This window comes from Bradyrhizobium sp. SZCCT0148 (genome assembly GCF_018129985.1).
Lineage (GTDB): Bacteria > Pseudomonadota > Alphaproteobacteria > Rhizobiales > Xanthobacteraceae > Bradyrhizobium > Bradyrhizobium japonicum_H.
In genome coordinates this window covers 375096-396736 of sequence record NZ_JAFCKT010000005.1, presented here as the reverse complement: position 1 = coordinate 396736, position 21641 = coordinate 375096, and the positions used below count along the sequence as shown (strand labels likewise).

The following is a 21641-nucleotide window of genomic DNA, read 5'->3' as shown; positions in this document are numbered from 1 at the left end:
ACGAGAATCCTGATCAATATCGAGAGCTTCATCGCCCGCTCACTTCCTGCGGAACAGCTTGGCGGGATCGAATTCCGGTTGTGGAACGAAGCCATCGCGATTGGGCATCCTGATCTTCGGGAGACTTTCCTTGTCCACCTTGCCGTCGGCGGGAACGATGCCGTTGAGGCTCAGGATGTACGCGGTGACGGCATAGGTCTCGTCGGTGCTGAGCGAGCCCGGGGTCGGATAGGGCATCGCGCGATGGATGTAGTCGAACAAGGTCGTCGCATAGGGCCAGAAGCTGCCGACGGTCTTGACGGGCATGTTCGACGCAAGCGTGCCTTGGCCGCCGGCCAGACGATCCTTGATGCCGCCCTGGCCGTTGTCGCCGTGACAGGCCGCGCAATTGTCAGCGAAGATCTGCTTGCCCTGCACTGCCGTGCCGCTGCCGTCGGGCAGGCCCTTGCCATCCGGGCCGACGTCGATGTCCCACAATTTGATCTCGGCAGGCGTCGCCGGACGGCCGAAGTCGAACGCCAACGCGGGTGCGGCGAGCAGGCCGAATGTGAGGATACCGGCGAGAATCATCTTGTCATGCGAGAACATTGCGAACCCTTCCGGTCTCGTCGATGCTCCAGGTCTGCTGGGCATTGTAGTGAAACAGGGCATTGGTCCCCATCGCGGCGATGAACGACTGCCGGTCCGGCTGGACGTTGCCCTGCTCGTCGGTCGAGCGGCTGACAATCCTGGTCGGCTTGCCGTCCCAGTCCCAATCCATCTGGAAACGCACCTGCGCCTTGGATAATACCGGCTGAGCCAATTGCGCCTGCTTCCACGTCCGGGCGCCGTCGGTCGAAATCTCGACCTTGGCAATCTTCCCATGACCGCTCCAGGCGAGACCCGAGATGCGGTTATAGCCCGGCTGAATCTGCATCGTCCCGGACGGCTGCGTGATGACCGAATTGGTCTCCATCCGCAGTTGGAATTGCATTGCCTTGCCGTTCGCGAGCAACTGCGTATAGCGCGCCGTCTCCCAACGCGTCATCCACGGCGCGTTGCCGAATTTGAGGCGGCGCAGCCATTTGATATTGAGGTTGCCCTCGAAGCCAGGCATCACCAGTCGCATCGGAAAGCCGTGCGCAGGTCGCAGCGGCTCGCCGTTCTGTCCGTAGGCGATGAAAGCCTCGTTCACGATTTCCTCGGTGAGCGGGATACTGCGGTCGACGCCTGCACCGTCTCCGCCCTCCGCCAGCATCCAGGTCGATCCCTTGTCCTTCGCGACGAGGTCGATCAGGAATTTCAGGGGCACGCCGGTCCACTCGTTGGTGCTGACGAGGCCATGCGTATTCTGCACCGTCAGATCCGGGTCGGCCTTTTTCCAGTTTTCCCATCCGTTGCCGGTGCATTCGATGAACACGATCCGGGTGACCGAGGGCATCCGCTTCAGGTCTTCGACGCTGAAGACCAGTGGCTTCTGCACCATGCCGTGAACGAGCAGCCGGTGCTGCGCGGGATCGATGTCGGGAACTCCGGAATGGCTGCGCTCGTAATGCAGATCGGTCGGCGTGATATTGCCGACCAGCTTCTGGTGCGGCGTCTTGGAGTTGATGGCATCGCTCGGATCGATGTTGCGCTTGCCCGGTGTGGCCTCGGGAATGCGGTCGAGCTTGGCGAAACGGGAACGCTCGCTGTGCGCGCTGAGATCGGCGCCTGGTGCGCGATCAGGAACGTCGGCCAGTGTCTCTGCCCGGGCTACCTCGCTCGCAGCGACCCCCACGAGTCCTGCTGACAAGCCGCCCACAAAGCCACGGCGAGAAACGTCCGCGGATCGTGGCGACCTTTCACTTGATGTCTTGGACGTCATACTATCTCCCGTCGGTCGTCGTGCCTTTTGGAAATTTCGGCCGCTTTCATTCGGTGACTTTGACCGAACGTTGCGCAAATTGCGTGTTAGGTTCTGTTAGAAGCCATGAGGGCCGGTCACCTTGCTTGCGCGACGGCCCAATCGGGAAATATCTGGCGCTCGATGACGGCGTCGCACGCGAGATCGCAACCAACGTCGAAGCCGCTGTCTGATTCCATGGACCACTTCGTCACCGACCGACTGACCGCCGAGAGGCTGAACGAAAGTCACCTCGCCGACCTCGTCGCGCTGCATCAGGATCCCGACGTGTCGCGCTATCTCGGTGGCGTGCGTTCGGCAGCGACAACCAAGGCTTACCTCGACGTCAACATGGCCCATTGGGACCAGCACGGCTTCGGCCTCTGGGCACTGCGAACGCGCGAGGGGGCGTTCGCAGGACGCGCGGGCATCCGCCATATCCTGGTCGACGACGCGGACGAGATCGAGATTTTCTACGCGTTCAAACGCGAATTCTGGGGCCAGGGATTTGCGAGCGAAACCGCGACCGCGTTGACGAGGATCGGGCTGTCACGGCTCATGCTGCCGTCCCTGATCGGCCTCGTCTATATCGAGAACGGCGCGTCTCGCCGCGTCCTGGAGAAGTTGAACTACCTTCTCGAGCGGAGCACCAACCGTCACGGCGAGGACTTGGTGATCTACCGCATCCGGCGGTGAAAAACGGAGCGGCGGGGCGCACTCGCAGCTCTCAGTCTGAGCGAAGCCCAGCAGGCCCACGGCTTGTTGTGCGGGGTTCGATGGTGGGCACGGCGCAACTGCGCCTTTCCCCTACAAGGCCCTTACCTGAAATATCCCAGCACGAGATCGATGTCCGCGCTGCCGGCGACCGTGCCGTTCAGTTCGGCGTCGATGACGCGGCGGCAGGCGTCGATTGCAGCGTGGTCGCCGAGGTCGTTGGCGGCCTCCAGCACGAGCCAGGCCGCGTCCACCGACGCCTTGTCGGGTGCTCCGCCGCCGAGATCGGCGGTAACGGCGCTGTCGATGTTCTTCTTGCGAACCGCGGTGCCGAATTGAGGCAACATTGCAAATACTCCCCTTTGAATTCCGGGACGATGCTCAGTGCACCTGTTCAGTGGATATGGAGCTCGGGCTGACGGCCGCCTGAGGCGGAATCAGTTGCGGTCTTGCGCGACTGGTAGAACTTCAAGACGCTGCGCGAGGTCTCGATCTTGAGCCGGCCGAAATCTCGCTCGTTGTCGTGGAGCTCGCGCGCTGTGATCAGATGATCCTTGGCGCCGAGGAACAGCAGCGCCATGGTCGTGTCCCAAGAGAAGTCGAGCGCCTTGCACAGCACCAGGATCATCTCGCGGTTGCGGTCCATCATGGCGCGTTCGATCACGTCGACCGGCAGCGCCGACAGCAGCGACAGGCCGATCTGCACCTCGTCGAAGCGGTGCTGGCGCGCATAGTTCGAGATCGAATCCTGATTGAGATTGCCCTGGCGATATTGTGTCGTCACCACGCGCTTGGCGACGAAATAGCTGCGCGAGGATGGGCCGAACTTGGACTGGAGATCGCCGGTGACTTCGGTCACTGAGCTCTGGATCTGCGCCATCATTTCGGGTCGCTCGGTCTCGAGCCGGCGGCGGACGTCTTCCGACGCCTTCGAGATCAACTGCTGGAAGATATGGCGCGGCACGTCCTTGCGCAGACCGAGCTGCTCGGCAAGGATCGAATCGCCCTCGGCGCGGCGGACCATGTGCAACAGGCCCGAACCGGAGAAGCGCGCGCCCTCGTTTTTGGCAACCGACGTCACGACCTCCTGATCGCCGCGCTTGACCAGCACGTCGGTGACGGCCTCACCGATCGATTTGCGCTGGGCGATCGCGAGCAGATGGGACTGGCCCTTGGTCATGGCGTTCTCGACCAGCAACTTCTCGTCGAGACGATCGGAGTCGCGCAGCACGGGGCCGGCGACCGCGATCTCGTCGTCGAATGCCAGCTTCTCGATGACGTTGAGCGGAGCCTGATCGCATCCCGACATCAGCTCCGACAGCTGCGCGCGCGCGGCGACCTCGATCTCATCGGCGAGACGCCCGATGACCTCGCCGAACATGCTGATCTCGTCGTCGCTGTAGCGGCCGGTAATCAGAATGTCGGTCGCATGCCACAACGCTTTCGCCCGGCTTTCGTCGGAGCCGCGCGCGATCGCGTCGTCCAGATCCTGCAGAAGCGTTTTCGCCCCGTTCATGTCGTTCACCCCAGTCCTTCCCAGTTCTTGGCGATCCACCCTGCATGTGCTGGCAGGAGGCCGAATTCCTCTGGGAACAGAGACTAGGGAACAAACGCTGGAATCAGGTAAAGTCGGCTGATCAGTTTTGCTGAGCAGAATTCGTTCAAATGCAAGGGAATGGGTTAGGGGGTTACGAAAGGCCGCTGCGCGGGGGTGTGCTGCCTCTCCCGCTTGCGGGAGAGAGCTGGGGAGAGGGTGTCTCAGCGACCGGACAGTCCCCAAGACGAAAGGGCCCTCACCCGCGCCTGCGGCGCGACCTCTCCCGCCAGCGGGAGAGGTTAAGAGCCCCGCGGCCCAATTCGCGCAAACCTATCCGCCTTACGGATTTTGCGGCGTGAGGACCAGCGGGGGCTTCGGCCTTGGCTTTGCAGGCGCAGGACCCGGGGCAGGTTTCACGTCGATGGCCGGCGGCAGCGGCGCAAGCTGTTGACTGGCGAGCGGCGGGCTTGGCGCGGCGGGCGCCGCTTGCGGGGCCCTCGGCGTCGGCGCGGCTTTCGGCTTCGGCGGCGCGCGGCGCGGATCCTGGCCCGACAGTGGCACATTGGCCGGCGCCTGCTCCGGCGCTGTATCCACCAGCGTCGGCAGCGCCGCGGTCGCAGGCGGCGGCTCGCCGCGCTCGATGGCGTCCAGCCTGCGCGTCTCGCGGTCGATGGTGCGCACCGCCAGCCATGACGACAGCGGCGCGAGGTCGATGGTGCGATTGAGCTTGTCGGGAGGGCCCGCCGCGAACAGCTGGATCTCCGGCGGGGCGCCGGAGAGCCCGGTCATGATCGGCGTCAGGCTGGCGCGGATGTCTGCCTGGTCAGCAGGAATGTCGTAGCCGCCGGAGACGATGGCACGCGCGTTCTTCGCTTCCAGCGGCGTCGCGCCGACGCGCAACCGTCCGTCGCGGATCGTGAACGGGATCTGCGCCGAGGCGACTGAGATCGGCGCGGCGGCAAGAGCGGGCTCCACCAGTTGTCGCAATCGGTTATCGTCGCTGACCTGGCCGCCGTCGCTGGCGCGGATCGCGATCTCGAAAGCGCGCGGATTGAGCCCGCCGATTTCCGCGGAGTCCAGCGTCACTGTGCCGTTTCCGGCGAGCGCGCCGGTGAGCGCCGCGACGCTGCGGCCCTGGGTGGTCAGTGCCATCTGCACCGAGGCGCGCCCCTTCGGCAGCGCGAGAGCGCGATAGCGCAGCGCCGCCGCATCGACATTGTTCAGCTCGATCCGCGTGTTCAAGGTCAGGCCGTTGGCGCCGTTGCGGGCGTCGAAGCTCGCCGACATCTCGCCGCCACCGAGGCTGCCTTTCAGGGCATCGAGCGCGAGCGCCTGGCCGTCGCTCCGGATCGTGCCGCCGAACGGGCGCAGCTCGATGCCGCCGGGCAACATGCCGCGCAGCGCCTGGAAGGCGATGCGGCCACGCCAGCCGCCCAATAAACCCGCGCTCAGCGGCTCGCCCGACTCATGCCCGGCCGCGCCTATCGCCACCGCGAGCGCCGGCACGAGATCGACTGTATCGAGGCCGACTTCGCCGTCGACGCTCTTCTCCGGATCCAGCGTCACCGCCAGATGACCGCGCAAATGCGAGCCGGCCGCATTGCCGTCGAGATCGTCGAAGGTCAGGCGGTTGCCCGATAGCCCCACACGTGAGGACAGGCTGACGGCCTGCATCGATTTGTCGACCGGGCTGGTCCCGAACAGCGGCGCCAGATTGGCGTTGCGCACGCGCAGGTTCACGCTGGCTTTCGGCTCCGACAATTCGACGCTGCCCTGCGCATCGGCATCCAGCCCGCCTCCGCTGATCTTTGCGTTCAATTGCAACGGCCGCCGCCATGCCCCGGTCAGCTTGCCTTCGAATTGCGAAGCGCCCTCGCCTGCGGCCACCACGCGATCGAGCCCGAGCAGCGCCAGCAGCACACCGGCCTGCGGCGTCGACAATTTCGTGTCCAGGGTGAAGTCGCTGGCGCGCAATTTGTCGATCTCGATGCCATTGACGGCCGCCGCCGGCATCTGTGCCGCCAGCGTCGCGGTCGCCTTGAGCTGCGGCGCGTCGAGATCGAGCACGGCGCGGGCGTTGCTGCGATCGGCATGCTCTGCATTCCCGTCGAGGCTGAGATCGAGCTTGAGGCGCGTGGCGCCTGGTAATGACGGCATGGCATCGAAGCGGGCCCGCACCGCAGGCGCAAACGGCTCGATCAAAGCGGTGAGCTCGCGCAGCGAATTGGCCGAGGATTTCAGCGCGAGCTTGCCGGTGGCTTTGCTGCGGTCGAAGCTGCCGCTCGCCTCGGTGGTCACGCCGCTGGCCTGGCCGAAGCGCAGTTGCTCCAGCGAGAGCGATGCGGGGCCGTAACCGAGCTTGGCCGCGAACGGCTGCAGCGTCTGGCCGGCGGAGATCGCGCGGCCGATATCGAGCGAAAGCTTTGCCTCTTCCGGCCACTCGCCCTGCGGTCCCGCGAGCGCGCGGACGAAGCTTGCGGCGGCGTCGAGGTCGAGCCGGTCAGCCTTCAGCTCGGCATCGATCCGCGACCCCTTGCTCGCGCCTGTCTGCACGAAGGCGAGGCGGCCCTCAACCGCGCCGCCTTCGATGTCGGCTTTCAGCCTGTCGATGGCGAGATGGTTGGCGGCGATCGTGACGTCGCCGGCGAGGCGCAGCGGCCGCGTGCTGCGACGGGTGATCTCGCTGCGGCCCTGCAGCCAGGCCACCAGCGCGTCGGGATCGGAGGATTCGACGCTGAGGCGGCCGCTGAAACTGTCGGCCCCCGGTGTTGCGCCGTTGAGCGAAAGCTGCGTCATGCCGGGGGCGCGCAGCTCGAGCCGCTGGAAGGTCCAGGACCGTCCATCGGTCTGCAGCTCTGTTGTGATGTTCTGCAGCGGACGGCCGCCGAGCATGATCTGGTCGGAGTTGAATTCGATCTGCGCCGGGATCGGCGCCTGCGGGATGGCAGCCAACCCCGCGCGCAGTGCCGGCAGGATGCGGAGCGGTTCGGCATCGTCCTTGCCCGCGAGCTTGTCGGCATCGACCTGGCGCGCCGACAGCACTGCACGCAGCAGCGGCGAGGCGCCGAACCTGATGTCGCCGACGCCGCCAAGCTTCAGCGCATTGTCTTCAGCGCCGAAGCTCGCGTCGATCTGCTCGAACTTCGCACCGGCCGGGTCCGCCTTGAGCTTGGTCGTGAGCTTCCACGGCGTCGGACCCGCCTCGCCCGCCTTCTTGACCGTCGGCACCGCCAGCGTCAGCGCACCGTCGAATTTCGGCAGGCGATTGTCGAAGGCGAGCACGCCTTCGAGGTCGGCGAGGATGGCGCGCTCGCCAGGATCGATGTTCAGGTGAAGACGGGTCGCATTGCCGTCGGCGCTCGGACCGGAGGAGACGCGAAAGGGATAGCGCACTCCATTGGCGGTGAAACGGCCGTCGCCGCGCACCGAGCCCGCGAGCGAGCGGACGTCGCCGGAGAAGGCAATGTCGTTCAGCTCCAATGTCGAGCGGCTGGCGGCATCGTGCAGCGCGATGCGGCCGGTGAGATTGAGACGCTCGATGGCGAGCGAGGCCAGATTGAAGGTGCCGCTCGCGGTGGAGGGCAAGTCGACCCGTCCCCTCGCATCGAGGCCGAGATCGACCGCCATGCCGCCCACCGAAAGCTCGGTGGCACGCCATTCGCCGCGCATCAGGGAGCTGAGGCTGAATTCGACATCGAGCTTGTCGGCGCGCAGGCGGCCGAGATCGTTGTTGCCGCCGAAGGTGACCTGGCGCAACCGCAGCGTCGGCGCCGGCAGCAGCCGTGCGTCGAGCTCGCCTGCGACCCGCACCGGCACGCCGATGATCTTGCCAGCCTCTGCCTCGAACTGGGGCCTGAACTGGTTCCAGTCGACGTAGTAAGGCCCGATCAGCGCGGCCAGCAGCGCAATGATGAAGGCAATCGCCAATCCGAGCAGCGTCGTCTGCACGGGTCTCCCCTCGGCCAAGCCGGCACCCGGGCCAAACCTTGACCAGGAAGGTTTCAGGCGCGCCGGAACAGCCCCTTATATAGGGGGAAGTGTGGCGAAGTCACAGCGACTGTTGCGCGCGGAGGTTAATGCCGGGCCGCCTACCAGCTCGCCGGCAGCCGCTTCAGGCCGCGCAGCACGAAGGTCGGCCGCCATTCCGGGTTCTCCACGTCGTCGATGCGCAGCTCGGGCAGCCGCCGCAGCAGCGTGGCAATGGCGATCTCGGCCTCGATGCGCGCCAATTGGGCACCCAGGCAGAAATGGATGCCGCCGCCGAACGACAGCGGCTTCACATTCTGGCGGGTGACATCCAGCCGGTCGGGCCTGTCGGGATAGACCGCGGGATCGCGGTTGGCCGAGCCGAGCAGGCACAACACGCTCTCGCCCTTCGGGATTCGCTTGCCGCCGAGATCGTCGATCTCCTCCAGCGCGACCCGGCCGGTCATCTGGACCGACGAATCGTAGCGCAAGAACTCCTCGATCGCGCCTTCCATCAGCTCGGGGCGGGCCTTGAGCAGCGCAAGCTGGTCCGGATTGCGGTGGAGCGCCAAGAGGCCGTTGCCGATCAGGTTCACCGTGGTCTCGTGGCCGGCGCCGAACAACAGGATGATGTTGGCGGTCAGTTCCTCATTGGTGAGCTTGTTGCCGTCCTCCTCGGCCTGCACCAGCTGGGTGGTGAGATCGTCCCCGGGGCTGCGGCGGCGCAGCTCGAACAGCTGCTGGAAATACATCTGCGCCATCAGGTTGCCCTCGTTGCCCTTCTTGATCTCCTCGGGCGTGAGGGGCACGGGGTCGAGCAGCCGCCCGCCGTCGCGCGAGCTCTTGTAGAAGACCTCGCGATGGTCCTCGGGGATGCCGAGCATCTCGCAGATGATGGTCACCGGCAGGCGGAAGGCGAAGTCCTCGATCAGGTCCATGTGTCCGCGATCGATCACGGCATCGATGGCCTGGTCGACGATCGCCTGGATGCGCGGCCGCATGTCCTCGACCCGGCGCGCGGTGAACGCCTTCACGACGAGGCCGCGCAAGCGGGTATGGTCGGGCGGATCGGCCTGCAGCATCCAATGGCTCATGCTGCGGAACACCGGCTCGTCCATGATCGTCTCGCCATAGCGGCGTGTCGTGCGCTCGACGAAATCCTTGCCGAAGCGCTTGTCGCGCATCACGAGGCTGACGTCGGCGTGGCGACTGGTGACGAACTGCCCGAACGGGGTCACGTGGACCGGATCGAGCGTGCGCAGCCGGTCGTAATGCGGATAGGGATCGCGGATGAAGTCCGGCGAGAGCGGGTTGAACAGCGGTCCGCCGCCGGCGCCTTGCACGTGCTCGTTCATGGTGACCTCTGATCGGTTGCCGATGACACGAATACGCCGATCGCAGCCCCACTGCCCGGCGTAACCATCCCTGATCTTATCAACTCGATACATTGTTGTATCGAGTTGCATTCTGCCCTAACCTGGTCCGATGTCAAGGGTGAGAACCAGACCGACCAGGGACGACACGCGTGACAAATTGTTCGAGGCCGCCGCGCGCGTGTTCGAGCAGGACGGTATCGGCGGCGCCAGCATCGAGGCGATCGCGGCGGCCGCCGGCTTCACCCGCGGCGCGTTCTATTCGAACTTCAGAAGCAAGGACGAGTTGATCATCGCCATGCTCGAGGACCATGTCGAGCAGTCGATCCGGCGCAACATGGACATCCTCGCCCAGCACGACAATCTCGACGACTTCATCGCGGCGTTGAAGGCGATGGACCGCAGCCGGCAGGACCCGCTCGGCCGCTCGCCGCTGCTGCACATGGAGATGATCCTGTTCGTCGCGCGCGCCGAGAAGCGCCGGCCCGACCTCGCCAAACGCCTGCGCGCGCGGCGCAAGCTGATCGCCGACATCGTCGAGGCGACGTTGAAGAGCAACGGAAGGAACAGCAATCTGAACCCATCGTGGATGGCATCGGTGGTGCTGGCGCTGGAAGACGGTTTTCGGCTGCACCGTCTGATCGACCCGGAGACGACGCCGGCGGACAGCTTTCTGCGGGCGATCACGGATTTGCGGCGGAGGACGGGGCTGGCGTCGGATTAGACGCGCTGGGCACGAACAAGCGGATCGCGATATTTGTCGCAGGATCGGGCAAGGCACGCCCGCTTTGGGAAAGAAGCTCGTTCCGCCCTGCGCGACAAACGAGCGCCATCGTTCGAACCCGGGGGTTCGTCCTGCCTCAGTTCCCCAGCGGCGCCGCCACGCCGACGTCTCTCGTCGATGCCCTGAAGGCGGTTGCCGGGCTTCCGCCAGGGTCGCGCGCGAGCTTTTCCTGGGGCCAATGCGTTCGCGGCACCTACGTCCCGTCGCATCTAGCCGAGGAGATCACCAAATCCCGCAGCTTCACCAGGCCGTCCCGGGTGCTGGCGCGGTTTGCGGCCGACGGCTGCGGCCCTTCCGCCGTGGACATTGGCGCAAGCTCGCTGCGCGGCTTCAGCTTCCGGCTCGGCAGCGGGGATCAGCGCTCCGAGATCTTCACCCAGAGCGCCCCGGTTCATTTTGCCAGAACGCTCGACCAGATGCTGGCGTTCATCCGGGCCCGCATGCCGGGACCGGACGGCAAGCCTGACACGGCGCAGGTCGAGGCATTCTCCGCCGCCAATCCCGAAACGCTGCGTCAGGCGAGCTACCTTGCCGTGCATCCGCCGCCCGCGAGCCTTGCGTGCACGACCTATTGGGGCGTGCACGCCTTTCCTGCGACGAACGCAAAGGGCGAGACACGGTTCATCAAATTCAAGGTCGCGCCGGTCGGCGAAGAAGCCCGACCGCCCGCCAACGCGGCCACATCCGGGTCCGGCGGCTTTCCGCGCAGCGAACTCGAAGCTCGGATCGGGGCACGCGATGTCAGGTTCAGCGTGATGGCGCTGCTGGACCAGCCCGGCGACCCCGTGATGGATGTGACCTGCCGTTGGCCCGACGAGGATGGGCGCGAGGCGGTACGCCTCGGAACGATCGTGATAACGGGCACGGAATCGGACGAGGCGTGCGACGGGTCAGCGTTCAATCCGGCCAATCTCGTCGAAGGCATCGGCCACCCGCCGGACGAATGTTTGCAGCGCGTAGCGCCGCCTATGCCATCGCTCAGGCAGGATGCCGTTGAGCCGAACAGCGAGCGCACAGGCTCTTGCACAGATTCTTGCACAGGTTATTGGAACGGCTCTCGGACGCGTGATCAGATTTCGCTTTCCGACGCGCCCCGCGCCTCGCGGCGCCACATTCCCGGGCTGATGCCGACGATCGAGGAGAAGGCCCGGGTGAAGTGGCTTTGATTGGCGAATCCGGCCGAGATCGCAATCTCCGCCAGCGGCAGGTCGCGCACCGTCATCAATTGCTTGGCCGTGTCCACGCGCTGGCGCAGCAGCCATTGGTGCGGCGGCAGGCCGGTGGAGATGCGAAACGCACGCGAAAAATGACTGACGGAGAGATCGAATTCGGCTGCGATCTTGTCCAGTGAGAGCTTTCCGCGGAGATCGGATTCCAGCCGTTCGCAGGCACGCTTGACCTGCCATGGGGCAAGGCCGCCGCGCGCCGGCTCGGCGGCGCTCCGCAATCCGCCGTAGGTCGTCGCAACATGGGCGGTGAGCGCGAGCATCATGTGGTCGATGAAGAGCTGGTTGGCCTCATCAGGCTGGCGCAACGCCGCCAGGAACGACGCGCCGAGATGGCGGATCGTCGTATCGTCATGGCCGACGCCGGGCTGGTAGGCGAGTTCGCCGATTCCTCGCACGCCGCCTTGCCTCGCCATGTCGTCCAAAGCCGAACGAGGCAGATAGAACAACAGGGAATGGAACGGCTTGTCGATCACGTAGCGCGGATCGCGTTTCAGGTCGTAGAGATAGGTCGCGCCGGCCCGGATATCGTTCTTGATCACGCAGCGGCCGCGCTCCCAGCACTCGCAATCGGCGAAATCGCGGAATTTCAGGCCAACGAGATAGGCGTCCTCCGAGGGCATCGAATCGGAAAGACGCGGCATGGGATGGTCGTCCCGCGTTTCGGTGACGGCGAGCTCGGCGCTGCGCAGCGAACGCGTGACCAGCGTTGGCGGCGCATCTTTCAGATGCAGAAACCGTTCGACGTTCTGCGCGAAGGCAGCTGCGTGTGCCATGGACATGAATCTCGCGTGAGAGGAGACTTGGGAGCGCGGCGCCATCGCCAAATCACGCCCGATTATCCGACATCGCCAAGCGACGGTCCAGACCAGCGCGTCGGAGCGACAGCCGTGTGACGGTCCGTCGCGCCTCTCGGCTTAGACTGCCTTTTGCAAGCGATTACAACGGGCTTGGAGACCTTCTCGCGCGACCGTTGTTCAATGCTCCCTCAGGGGCATCATCGGCTCATCGTGCAATTGTGAAAGCGCGCGCCGGCTTGGAGCAGGATCGCGACCACTTCCGCTGGGTGCCGGCCTTCTGGGACTACTGACCGCTCGTCGGGTAGAACCGAACCGGGGTGCGACTCACCGCATGAGTGGGTTCGCACCCTGCTTTCGACGCTGTCCCTACGCCGACCGCCTCACGGCATCATTCCCCACCGCGGCGACGTCCAGCCGCCCCAGCATCGCCCTCGCCTGCTCGGCGCAGTGCTCGATCAGCCAGCGCTCGAACGCGACGGGAGGAAGCGCGGGGGCATAGAGGAAACCCTGCACGACGTCGCAGCCGAGTTCGGCCAGGGTCTTGCGCTGGCCCTCGGTCTCGACGCCTTCGGCGACCACGGTCATGCCGAGACCCTGGCCGACGCGCACCACCGCGGTGGCGATTGCAACCGCGCCGGCATCACGCTCGATGTCGCGCATGAAACTGCGGTCGATCTTCAATTCGCGAATCGGCAGATGCGCAAGGCGGCTGAGGCTTGAATAACCGGTGCCGAAGTCGTCGACAGAGAGGCCGACGCCAAGCTCGCGGATCGCGTTCATCGTCTCCAGCGCAGCGACGCTGTCATGCATGAAGGCGCCTTCGGTGATTTCCAGCATCAAGGCGTCCGCCGGCAGATCGTATTCGGCAAGGACGTCCTTGAGCCGCGCGGCCAGCGTGACGTTGCGGAAGTTGATCGGCGACAGATTGACCGAGACGCAGGGAATGTCCAGTCCGGCGCGGCGCCAGCTCGCCATCTGCCGGCAGGCCTCGCGCACTGACCACAGGCCGATCTGTTCGATCAGGCCGCACTCCTCGGCGAGCGGGATGAATTTTGCCGGCGAGACGTCGCCAAGCAAGGCATCGTGCCAGCGCGCCAGCGCCTCGACGCCATGGATCGCGCCGTCGCAGCTGCGAATCTGCGGCTGGTATCTGAGGGTCAGCGTCCCTTCCGCGATGGCGCGGCGGAGTGCTGCGATCAAGGCCAGGCGCTGCTCGGTGAGCCCGTTCATCTCCGCGCTGAAGATACGATGGGTCGAGCGCCCCGCCTGCTTGGCCATGTACATGGCGGCGTCGGCCTGCTGCATCAGCGTGTCGATGTCGGTGGCATGATCGGGATAGAGGCTGATGCCGATGCTGACCGACATCGGCATCAGCTTCGAGCCGATCCGCAGGGGCGCCGCGAGCGCTTCGGTGATCCCGGACGCGACGCGATCGGCGGCCTCGGCGTCACGCTGCGGGAGCAGGATGACGAATTCGTCGCCACCGAGCCGTCCCAGCAGGTCCTCGGGTCCGATCTGCTCGCGCAGGCGCTGGGCGAGCTGGATTAGCAGCTCGTCACCGGCGGCGTGGCCGAGCGTATCGTTGACGTCCTTGAAATGATCGACGTCGAGGAAGGCCAGGGCGACGTGACTGCCGTGCGGGCAGGCATCAATCGCCGTCGTGATCAGGTTGCGCAGCTGCGCGCGGTTCGGCAGGCCGGTGAGAATGTCGTGGTAGGCGAGCCGCGCGATCTCGGCGCGCGCTTCCTTGCGTTCGATCGCGAAGGCGCCGAGATTGACGCAGGCATCGACGATACGCCGGTGCCATTTGCTCGGCGCGCGCGGTTCGCGGAAGTAGAAGGCGAAAGTCGCGATGACACGGCCGTCCTTGGCCTTGATCGGCGTCGACCAGCAGGCGCGCAAGCCGATCGCGAGCGGCATTGCCTTGTAGGGCTGCCAGCGCGGATCGGTGTCGAGATCCTCGGACAGCACCGGCTTGCCGTAGAAGGCGGCGGTGCCGCAGGAGCCGACATTGGGGCCGATAGCAATGCCGTCCAGCGCGTGGGAATAGTCCTCGGGAAGACTGGGGCCGCCGAGCGGATGAAGGAGGCCCGAGGCATCGACGTGGAGCAGCGAGCAGACGACATCGGGCGCGATCTCCTCGACGCGACGGCACAGCCTGTCGGCGATGTCCGTGATCGGAACTTCGTCCGCGAGCGAGCTCATGATGAGCTGCTGCAGCGACCGCAGCTGCTTGGTCTCGGTGATGTCTTCGATCAGCGCGAAGATGTGCTTGACCCGGCCCCTCGTGTCGCGGAAGGCATCAATCCGGGCGCTGACCCAGATCTCCTCGCCGTCCTTGTCATACGCCAGCACTTCGGCTTCGCCGCGGCGGCCGCCACGCCTCAGCCGCCTGATGAGCTTAGCGATGGCCCTGCGATCGGTGTGCCGGCCGGCAATCAGCTCGCCTGCGCGCCGGCCCTCGGCCTCCGCGTTGGTATAGCCGAACAAGGTCGTGAAGGCGGAATTGACGTAGACGATGTTCTGCTCGGTATCGCTGATGATCACCGCCCGGTTGGTCTGGTCGGAGACGGCGTGGAGAAGTCCGATCCTGACGCGGCGCTCGGCGTCCATGGTGACGTCGCGGGCAAACACGATGTAATGATCGGCGCCGTCGATTTTCACGGAAGACAGTGCGATGCCCGCCCTGATGCGGCTACCGTCGCGGCGCACGAGACTGATCTCGTCCCGGAGATCGGTCACCGGAGCGGGCGGAAAGCCCTTGAGGGACAGAATTGCGGCATCGCGCCCCAGCACGTCGGTGCGCGGCAGCTTCCAGATGCGCTCAGCGGCGGCGTTGAAATGCGTGATGCGATGCGCGTTGTCGACGATAACGACGCCATCGTCGGCGCGTTCGAGCGCGGCTCGAAGCACGTCCGGACTTTCAATGAGACAATCAAAGGCGGACATCGTTTGACCCGGCGACATCGGGAGAATACGGCAATCGGCCGACGCTAGCGCTCCGATGGTGTCCAAGACGTTTTCGTCGCCTGACGGCCTCAGGCCAAGGCGCGACATGCTTAACGATCGACAAAAAACGACAACGGAATCTTGATGCGCGCGGAGCCTACGCCGCGCCGGTATCCGTCTGAAGCCTGTGCAGACGGCCGGCCACCGCCCGCACCTTGCGCGGTGCCGCCTGCCAGATCGAGAGCGCCGACAAGCCGCTCATGATCATCGCCACGGCGAAGGCGAGCGTGTAGTCACCGGCGCGATCGTAGAGCAAGCCCGTGACCCACGGTCCGGCCGCACCGCCCGCCAGCGCGGCCAGCATGATCGTGCCGAAGATGCTGCCCTGATGCTTACCCTGGAAAATCTCGAACACCACCGCGCCCATGATCGAGGTGAGGCCGTAGCCGAGCGCGCCCTGGGCGAACACCATCACGTAGACCAGCCACAGCGACGGCTGGAATTTCAGGACCATCAGCGCGGCAAAGCAGATCACAAAGCCGGCGCAACTGATCGCCCACACCCATTCCCGCCCGATCCGGTCGGAGACATGGCCGAGCAGGATCTGGCCGGGAATGCCAAGCAGGCTGACCAAGCCGAGCGCCCACACCGCGACACCGGGACTGAAGCCGATGTCGAGCAGGAACTTGGTCTGATGCACCTGTACCGCGTACCAGATGTAAAGGCCGCAGAAATAGCCGAGCGCGATCCACCAGAAACGCGCGGTCGCCATCGCGCGTCTCAGCGTCCAGTCGGTCCCGACCCAGACCGGATCGACGACGTTGGAGATCGGCTGCGCCGCACCCGCGGCCGGGACGGCATCGCCGTCCGGCTCGAGGCCGATGTCCTGCGGGCGCTTGTGCAGCAGCAGATTGACCGGCGCCAGCACGACCAGGATGAGCAGGCCCATCGCGGTGCAGGCGGTGCGCCAGCCGGTCTGCTCGATCATATGCTGCACCCATGGCAGCAACGTCACCGAGCCGATGCCGACGCCGGCGAAAGCGATGCCGATGGCGAAACCGCGCTTGCGGATGAACCAGTTCGGCAGGAACAGCGACTGGCCGGAATAGCCTAGACACACCGAGCCGGCACCGACCATGACGCCAATGGTGACATAGAGGTGCCAGGGCTCGCTGGTGAGCGGCGCAAGCAGCAACCCGCCGCCCATCAACACCACGCCAAGCTCCATCACTGCGCGCGGGCCGGCGCGGTCCATCAGGCGGCCGATCAGCGGGCTGACGAAACCCGACACCACGAAACCAAAGGAGAAGGCGCCCGCGGTGACGCCGCGCTCCCAGCCGAATTCGGAGATGATGGGAGGAAAGAACAGTGAGAAGGCTGTGCGCGCGTTGACGCCGATGGCCATGGTGACGAAAGTCACGGCGACCACGACCCAGCCGTAGAAGAACGGAAGCCGCATGTTTTTTGTTTCATCCCTGGACGGTCCTACCGACCATCCGGGGATGCCCGGGTCAAGCGAATTCCGCGCCTGCCCGTCGGACGAGATGCACCGGACGCGCTCAGGCGGCATCGCGCCGTGAAGGGTCGGCGGGCGTATCGAACAGGATCCGCTCGATCGGCTGCGGGCGGCCGAACAAATAGCCTTGCGCGAAATTGACGCCGAGCGCCTTCAGCCGCTCGAACTCCTCGCGGGTCTCGACGCCCTCGGCCGTAACCGACATGTCCAGCCCGCGCGCCAACGTCACGATCGCGGAGATGATGGCGGAACTGCGCGGCTGATGGATGAGATTGCGGATGAACGACTTGTCGATCTTGATCTTGTCGAACGGAAACGCGGTCAGATAGCTCAGCGACGAATAGCCGGTACCGAAATCATCGAGCGCGAGCTCGATGCCGAGTTGCTTCAACCGTTGCATGAAGGCGTGGTTCTCGACCCCGCGCTCCAGCAGCACGGATTCCGTGATCTCGATCTCCAGCCGTTGGGGCGGCAGGCCGGAATCGGCGAGCGCCGCGCAGATCATCTCGAACAGCTCGGCCTCCTTGAACTGGATCGGCGACAGGTTGACGGCGACCGCGAGATCCGATGGCCAGCCGGCCGCGTCCGCGCAGGCGCGGCGCAGCACGAATTCACCGAGCGGCACGATCAACCCGGTTTCTTCAGCAAGCGGAATGAACTGATCCGGCGGGATCAACCCGCGTGTCGGATGCCGCCAGCGCACCAGCGCCTCGAAGCCGCGCCGCGCGCCGCTCAGCGCGTCGACGAACGGCTGGTAGTGCACCTCGAGCTGGCACTGCGCGATGGCGTCGCGCAGATCCCCCTCCAGCGTGTTGCGGGCCTCCAGCTCGGCCGACATCGCCTCGTCATAGATGGTGAAACAGTTGCGGCCCGCCGATTTCGAACGATAGAGCGCAAGGTCAGCCTTCTTCAGGAGCTGCTCCTGATCGCGGCCGTGATCCGGTGCGATGGCGATGCCGATGCTGGTGCCGATCTCGACGCGGTGTCCGGGCAGCAGGAATGGTTCGGTCAAGAGCTTGGCGATCCGCGCCGCCAGCTCGGTCGAGCAGGTGCGCTGATCCTGGCATCGCTCCTGGATGACGGCGAATTCGTCGCCGCCGAGCCGTGCCAGCACGTCGCCGGCGCGCACGGCAGATTTCAGCCGCTGCCCCACCTGGCGGAGCAGCGCGTCGCCAGCACTGTGGCCGAGCGAGTCGTTGACGTTCTTGAAGCGGTCGAGGTCGAGCATCAGGATCGAGAAGGTCGGCCCACCGTCTTCCAGCCGGCCATTGAGCTCGTCGAGCCGGGCGAGAAAGAAGGCGCGATTCGGCAGCCCCGTCAGGATGTCGGTCTGGGCGAGTTCCAGCACCCGCCGATTGGCCAGCGACAGCCGTCGCGAATTGCGGCTTGCGAGCATGAGATAGGTCGACAGCGACAGAGTCAGCAGCAAGCCGACGATCAGCACCGCGCACGCGCGATCATAGGTCGTCTCCAGCGGACCTCCGGCGGTCGGAACCGCCCGCACCTGCCAATCGGTGTCGCCGATCTTGAGACTGCCCGACCAGTGCAGCGCCCGAGCGACGTCCCGCATCGACTGTGGCGCCGAGGCCGCCGAGGAATAATCCGGCAGCATCTGCTCCAGGCTGACGATCTGCGCCGCTAAGGGCGGGTAGACGTTCATGCTGACCGCGGGGCTTGCCCCGGTGGTGACGCGAACGGCCTGAATCAGCAGCGGCAGGTCGAAGATGCCGACCACGAAGCCGGCTAGATTGCGACGCCGGTCCGCGACCGTCTCGCGCGACGTCCCCTTGGCGTAGACGGGAATGGCAACGAGTACGTCGGGCAGCCGCCCTCCCTCCCGCGGTTCGAACAGGCGGGTGCGAATGGCCGCGACCTTGTCGTCGTCGCGCGCGCGCTCGAGAACGGCGCGGCGCTCCGGGACCGTGGCGTAATCCATGCCGTAGACCTGCGAGGTCTTCGGCTGGGTCGAGTAGAACACCGGAAAATATTCATCGCTCTGCGGCGCGGTCGCGAAGCGCTCACCCTGCAGCGATTTGATGCGATAGCCGGAGATTCCGTCGCTGATCGCCGCGGTCTCGTATTCGGCGCGCTCCTTGCGGTTGACGCGCGGCAGCCAGGCGATGCGCAGCATGCCGGGATGGCGCTCGAACAGACGCGCACTGAAGGTCTCGAACTCGCTACGGGTGACTTCGTCATTGGTCGATTCGAACAGCGTGCGCAGCGCGACGAGCCTGGAGATGTATTCGCCCATGCCGTTCTGCATGACGATGGCTTCGGTCTCGGCCGCGTTCTCGAACTCGATCCTGTTGACCCGATCTTCCCACCGCGCCACGGCGGCCGCGCCCGCCACCGAAAACAGCAGACCGATGCCGACAGCGACGAGCGCAGGGCGATAGAGCCCGAGCAGCGGCGCGGCACGCCACCATCCGGTCATCCCCCTCCGATCCTGATCATTCCGATCGCGATCGCCCATCTTGCAGCCGCCGTCCCCTGTCTGCGACCCGAACCTCTGGTTGAGGCACCGGCGACCCTATCGGAACAAGACCGCGGTTAAGAACTGCACAATTTCGGAACCCGAGCATTCCGCAATGCGCGAATTAGTTAATGAAGTCTCCGAATGATGCGGGGTTGTGGAAATAAGTTACCGGTTTTCCCCGGAGTCTTACGGACTGTCCGTACGGCGCGGAGTTAGCGTCCTGTTCAGCCTCGCAGACCTATCGTTCCTGAAACTGCATCCAGCATCCGGCAACCATTCTCATGACACCATCGCGATCCGCGAGATATGTCGCCTTGACCGTCGCATTGCTGGCCGCAGCGATGCTCCCGGCGAACGCCGACGAGGCCGGCGTCAGCGAGGATGCGATCCTGTTCGGCCAGGCCGCCGCGCTGGAGGGCCCCTCCTCCGCGCTCGGACGGCGCATGCGGCAAGGCATCGTCGCGGCCTTCACCGAGATCAACGCCAAGGGCGGCGTCCACGGCCGCAAGCTCCAGCTCATCAGCCGCGATGACGGCTACGATCCCGACCATTCGGTGGCGCAGACGCTGCACCTGATCGAGGACGACAAGGTGTTCGCGCTGATCGGCGCGGTGGGCACGCCGACCGCGATGGCGACAATTCCGATCACCAGCGCCCGGAACGTTCCCTTCATCGGCCCGTTCAGCGGCGCCGAATTCCTGCGCGACCTCGAACTTGCAAACGTCGTCAACATCCGCGCGAGCTATGGTGCCGAGGCCGAGGCGTGGATCAAGCACCTCACCGAGGATCGTCACTTCACCCGCATCGGCATCTTCTACCAGGACGATTCCTTCGGCCGCGATGGCCTGACCGGCGTCAAGCGCGCACTCGCCAAGCGCGGCCTCGAGCTCGCCGCCGAAGGCACTTTCGAACGCAACACCCGCGCGGTCACGGCCGCCTGGCGAATGATCAAGCGTGCCGAACCCGAGGCCATCGTGATGGTCGGGACCTATGGGCCCTGCGCCGAGTTCATCAAGCTCGCGCACCGCAGCGGCTTCCATCCGACCTTCGTCAACGTCTCCTTTGTCGGCGCCAATGCGCTGGCCAGGGAGCTCGGCCCCGAGGGCGAAGGCGTCATCGTCTCGCAGGTCGTGCCGTTTCCGTGGGATCGCTCGCTCAAGCTCGTCGACGACTACCAGGCGGCGCAGAAGGCGTTCGATCCGACGCTGACACCGGACTTCGTGTCGCTGGAGGGCTATCTCTCCGGCCGCCTCGCGGCAGCAGCGCTGGAGAAAGCCGGGCCGAACCCGACGCGCGCAAACCTGCTCCGCGCCATCAACGATGTCGGCCGCTTCGACATCAGCGGCACCGCCGTCACCGTCGGAATGCGCATGATCGACACGCCACCGAAGGTGTTCTTGACGGTGATCCAGAAGGACGGGACGTTCAGGCCGGTGGACCGGCTTTAAGGCCGCGTCACGGCCGCCGCGTCCAGCGGTCGGCGTTCATCGCTCCCGGCGGGACTTCGCCTTTAACGATGGCCTCGACCTGCCGCACGGTTTCCAGCGACTGATATTCGATCGCCTGCGGCGTCAGCCCGCCGACATGCGGCGTCGCGATGACGTTGGGAAGCTTCGCCAGCTCGGGCGTCGGCATCTGATCGGGCGCGCGGCCGACATCCATCGCCGCGCCGGCAATGCGACGCTCCAGCAGCGCGCGCGTCAGCGCCGCCTCGTCGACCAGATTGCCGCGCGAGAGATTGATGAAGACCGCATGCTTCTGCATGCGCCCCAGCGCCGCCTCGCCGATCAGATTCTCGGTCTGCTCGTTGGCGATGGCGAGACAGACGACGTAGTCGGACGCAGCGAGCAGCTCGTCGAGGCTGACGTGCCTGATCGCGCTGTCGCCGACGGTGGCAAAGGGATCGGAGACCAGCACCTCCATACGCAGTACTTTTGCGACCTCGGCCAGATAGCGGCCGATGCTGCCGTAACCGATGATGCCGATCTTGCTGCCGGCAAGCTGGCGGCCCATCCGCGCCTCAGGTTTGCGGCCGGCCTGGTAGTCCGCGGTTGCCCGCGAGACGCCGCGGGAGAGATCGACCATGAAGCCGAGCGCGAGCTCGGCGACGGCCTGCACGAAGCCGGGCCCGGCGCGGGTCACGAGCACGCCGGCCTTCGAGGCCGCCTCCACATCGATATTGCGGATATCGACGGCACAGCGGACGAACGCCCGCAGGCGCGGCAATTGCGCAAAGATCTCGCCGCGACCTTCCGTCATGCGATCGGCGACGATGATGTCGGCATCCTGGGCAGCGCGCACGAGGGTGGCCGCGTCCAGGGTTTCATCGCTCTCGTGCAGGATGACATCGGCGGCCGCGCGCAGGCCGCTCAGGCTGCGATCGCCGTAATAATTGCGCCGCATTTCCGGCGTGTGGGCGAGCAGAACCTTCACGAC

14 protein-coding genes and 1 pseudogene are annotated in these 21641 nt (G+C 65.6%); 4 read left to right on the top strand and 11 right to left on the bottom strand.

Annotated features, from left to right (window positions below):
* Window positions 1-39: 39 nt before the first annotated feature.
* Both JQ580_RS18820 and soxC read right to left on the bottom strand, forming a co-directional pair.
* Window positions 40-588 carry a c-type cytochrome gene (locus JQ580_RS18820; protein ID WP_212281539.1) on the bottom strand — a complete coding sequence of 183 codons (549 nt, stop codon included), beginning with the start codon at window positions 586-588 and terminating at the stop codon, window positions 40-42.
* A complete protein-coding gene (gene soxC, locus JQ580_RS18815) occupies window positions 575-1846 on the bottom strand; it encodes a sulfite dehydrogenase (RefSeq protein ID WP_212281537.1) in 1272 nt (423 codons plus the stop codon). Before soxC ends, JQ580_RS18820 begins: the two co-directional genes overlap by 14 nt.
* A gap of 216 nt (window positions 1847-2062) precedes the next feature.
* On the opposite strand from soxC, the gene JQ580_RS18810 reads away from it, so the two are divergent.
* Window positions 2063-2560: a GNAT family N-acetyltransferase gene (locus JQ580_RS18810; protein WP_212281535.1), complete on the top strand. Its 498-nt coding sequence runs from the start codon at window positions 2063-2065 to the stop codon at window positions 2558-2560.
* Window positions 2561-2682: 122 nt separating this feature from the next.
* Here JQ580_RS18810 and JQ580_RS18805 read toward each other — a convergent pair whose 3' ends face one another.
* The 4 genes from JQ580_RS18805 to JQ580_RS18790 form a co-directional block, all read right to left on the bottom strand.
* The gene (locus JQ580_RS18805) at window positions 2683-2925 is read right to left on the bottom strand and encodes a hypothetical protein (protein WP_212281533.1); all 243 of its coding nucleotides are present in this window, start codon (window positions 2923-2925) and stop codon (window positions 2683-2685) included.
* A 47-nt stretch (window positions 2926-2972) separates the two neighbouring features.
* The gene (locus JQ580_RS18800) at window positions 2973-4094 is read right to left on the bottom strand and encodes a DUF2336 domain-containing protein (protein ID WP_212281531.1); all 1122 of its coding nucleotides are present in this window, start codon (window positions 4092-4094) and stop codon (window positions 2973-2975) included.
* Between the two features lie 360 nt (window positions 4095-4454).
* Complete coding sequence (locus tag JQ580_RS18795; protein ID WP_212281529.1) at window positions 4455-8063, bottom strand: AsmA family protein; 3609 nt, start codon at window positions 8061-8063, stop codon at window positions 4455-4457.
* A 140-nt stretch (window positions 8064-8203) separates the two neighbouring features.
* Complete coding sequence (locus tag JQ580_RS18790; protein WP_212281726.1) at window positions 8204-9436, bottom strand: cytochrome P450; 1233 nt, start codon at window positions 9434-9436, stop codon at window positions 8204-8206.
* Window positions 9437-9566: 130 nt separating this feature from the next.
* Here JQ580_RS18790 and JQ580_RS18785 point away from each other — a divergent pair, with 130 nt between their 5' ends.
* Window positions 9567-10178, top strand: coding sequence for a TetR/AcrR family transcriptional regulator (locus tag JQ580_RS18785; protein ID WP_212281528.1), 612 nt, complete (start codon window positions 9567-9569; stop codon window positions 10176-10178).
* A gap of 131 nt (window positions 10179-10309) precedes the next feature.
* Window positions 10310-11235: pseudogene (locus JQ580_RS18780) on the top strand (catalase).
* A 72-nt stretch (window positions 11236-11307) separates the two neighbouring features.
* Here the strand turns inward: JQ580_RS18780 and JQ580_RS18775 are convergent.
* The 4 genes from JQ580_RS18775 to JQ580_RS18760 all read right to left on the bottom strand — a co-directional run bounded on the left by JQ580_RS18775 (window position 11308) and on the right by JQ580_RS18760 (window position 19163).
* Window positions 11308-12240: a helix-turn-helix domain-containing protein gene (locus tag JQ580_RS18775; RefSeq protein ID WP_212281527.1), complete on the bottom strand. Its 933-nt coding sequence runs from the start codon at window positions 12238-12240 to the stop codon at window positions 11308-11310.
* Between the two features lie 390 nt (window positions 12241-12630).
* Window positions 12631-15213, bottom strand: coding sequence for an EAL domain-containing protein (locus tag JQ580_RS18770; protein WP_212281526.1), 2583 nt, complete (start codon window positions 15211-15213; stop codon window positions 12631-12633).
* A gap of 157 nt (window positions 15214-15370) precedes the next feature.
* The gene (locus tag JQ580_RS18765; protein WP_212281525.1) at window positions 15371-16672 is read right to left on the bottom strand and encodes an MFS transporter; all 1302 of its coding nucleotides are present in this window, start codon (window positions 16670-16672) and stop codon (window positions 15371-15373) included.
* Between the two features lie 100 nt (window positions 16673-16772).
* A complete protein-coding gene (locus tag JQ580_RS18760; RefSeq protein ID WP_249134257.1) occupies window positions 16773-19163 on the bottom strand; it encodes a bifunctional diguanylate cyclase/phosphodiesterase in 2391 nt (796 codons plus the stop codon).
* A gap of 323 nt (window positions 19164-19486) precedes the next feature.
* Here JQ580_RS18760 and JQ580_RS18755 point away from each other — a divergent pair, with 323 nt between their 5' ends.
* The gene (locus tag JQ580_RS18755) at window positions 19487-20653 is read left to right on the top strand and encodes an ABC transporter substrate-binding protein (RefSeq protein WP_212281523.1); all 1167 of its coding nucleotides are present in this window, start codon (window positions 19487-19489) and stop codon (window positions 20651-20653) included.
* Between the two features lie 7 nt (window positions 20654-20660).
* Here JQ580_RS18755 and JQ580_RS18750 read toward each other — a convergent pair whose 3' ends face one another.
* Window positions 20661-21638 (bottom strand): hydroxyacid dehydrogenase, encoded by a 978-nt coding sequence (locus JQ580_RS18750; RefSeq protein WP_212281522.1) that lies wholly within the window; start codon window positions 21636-21638, stop codon window positions 20661-20663.
* Between the last annotated feature and the right edge of the window lie 3 nt (window positions 21639-21641).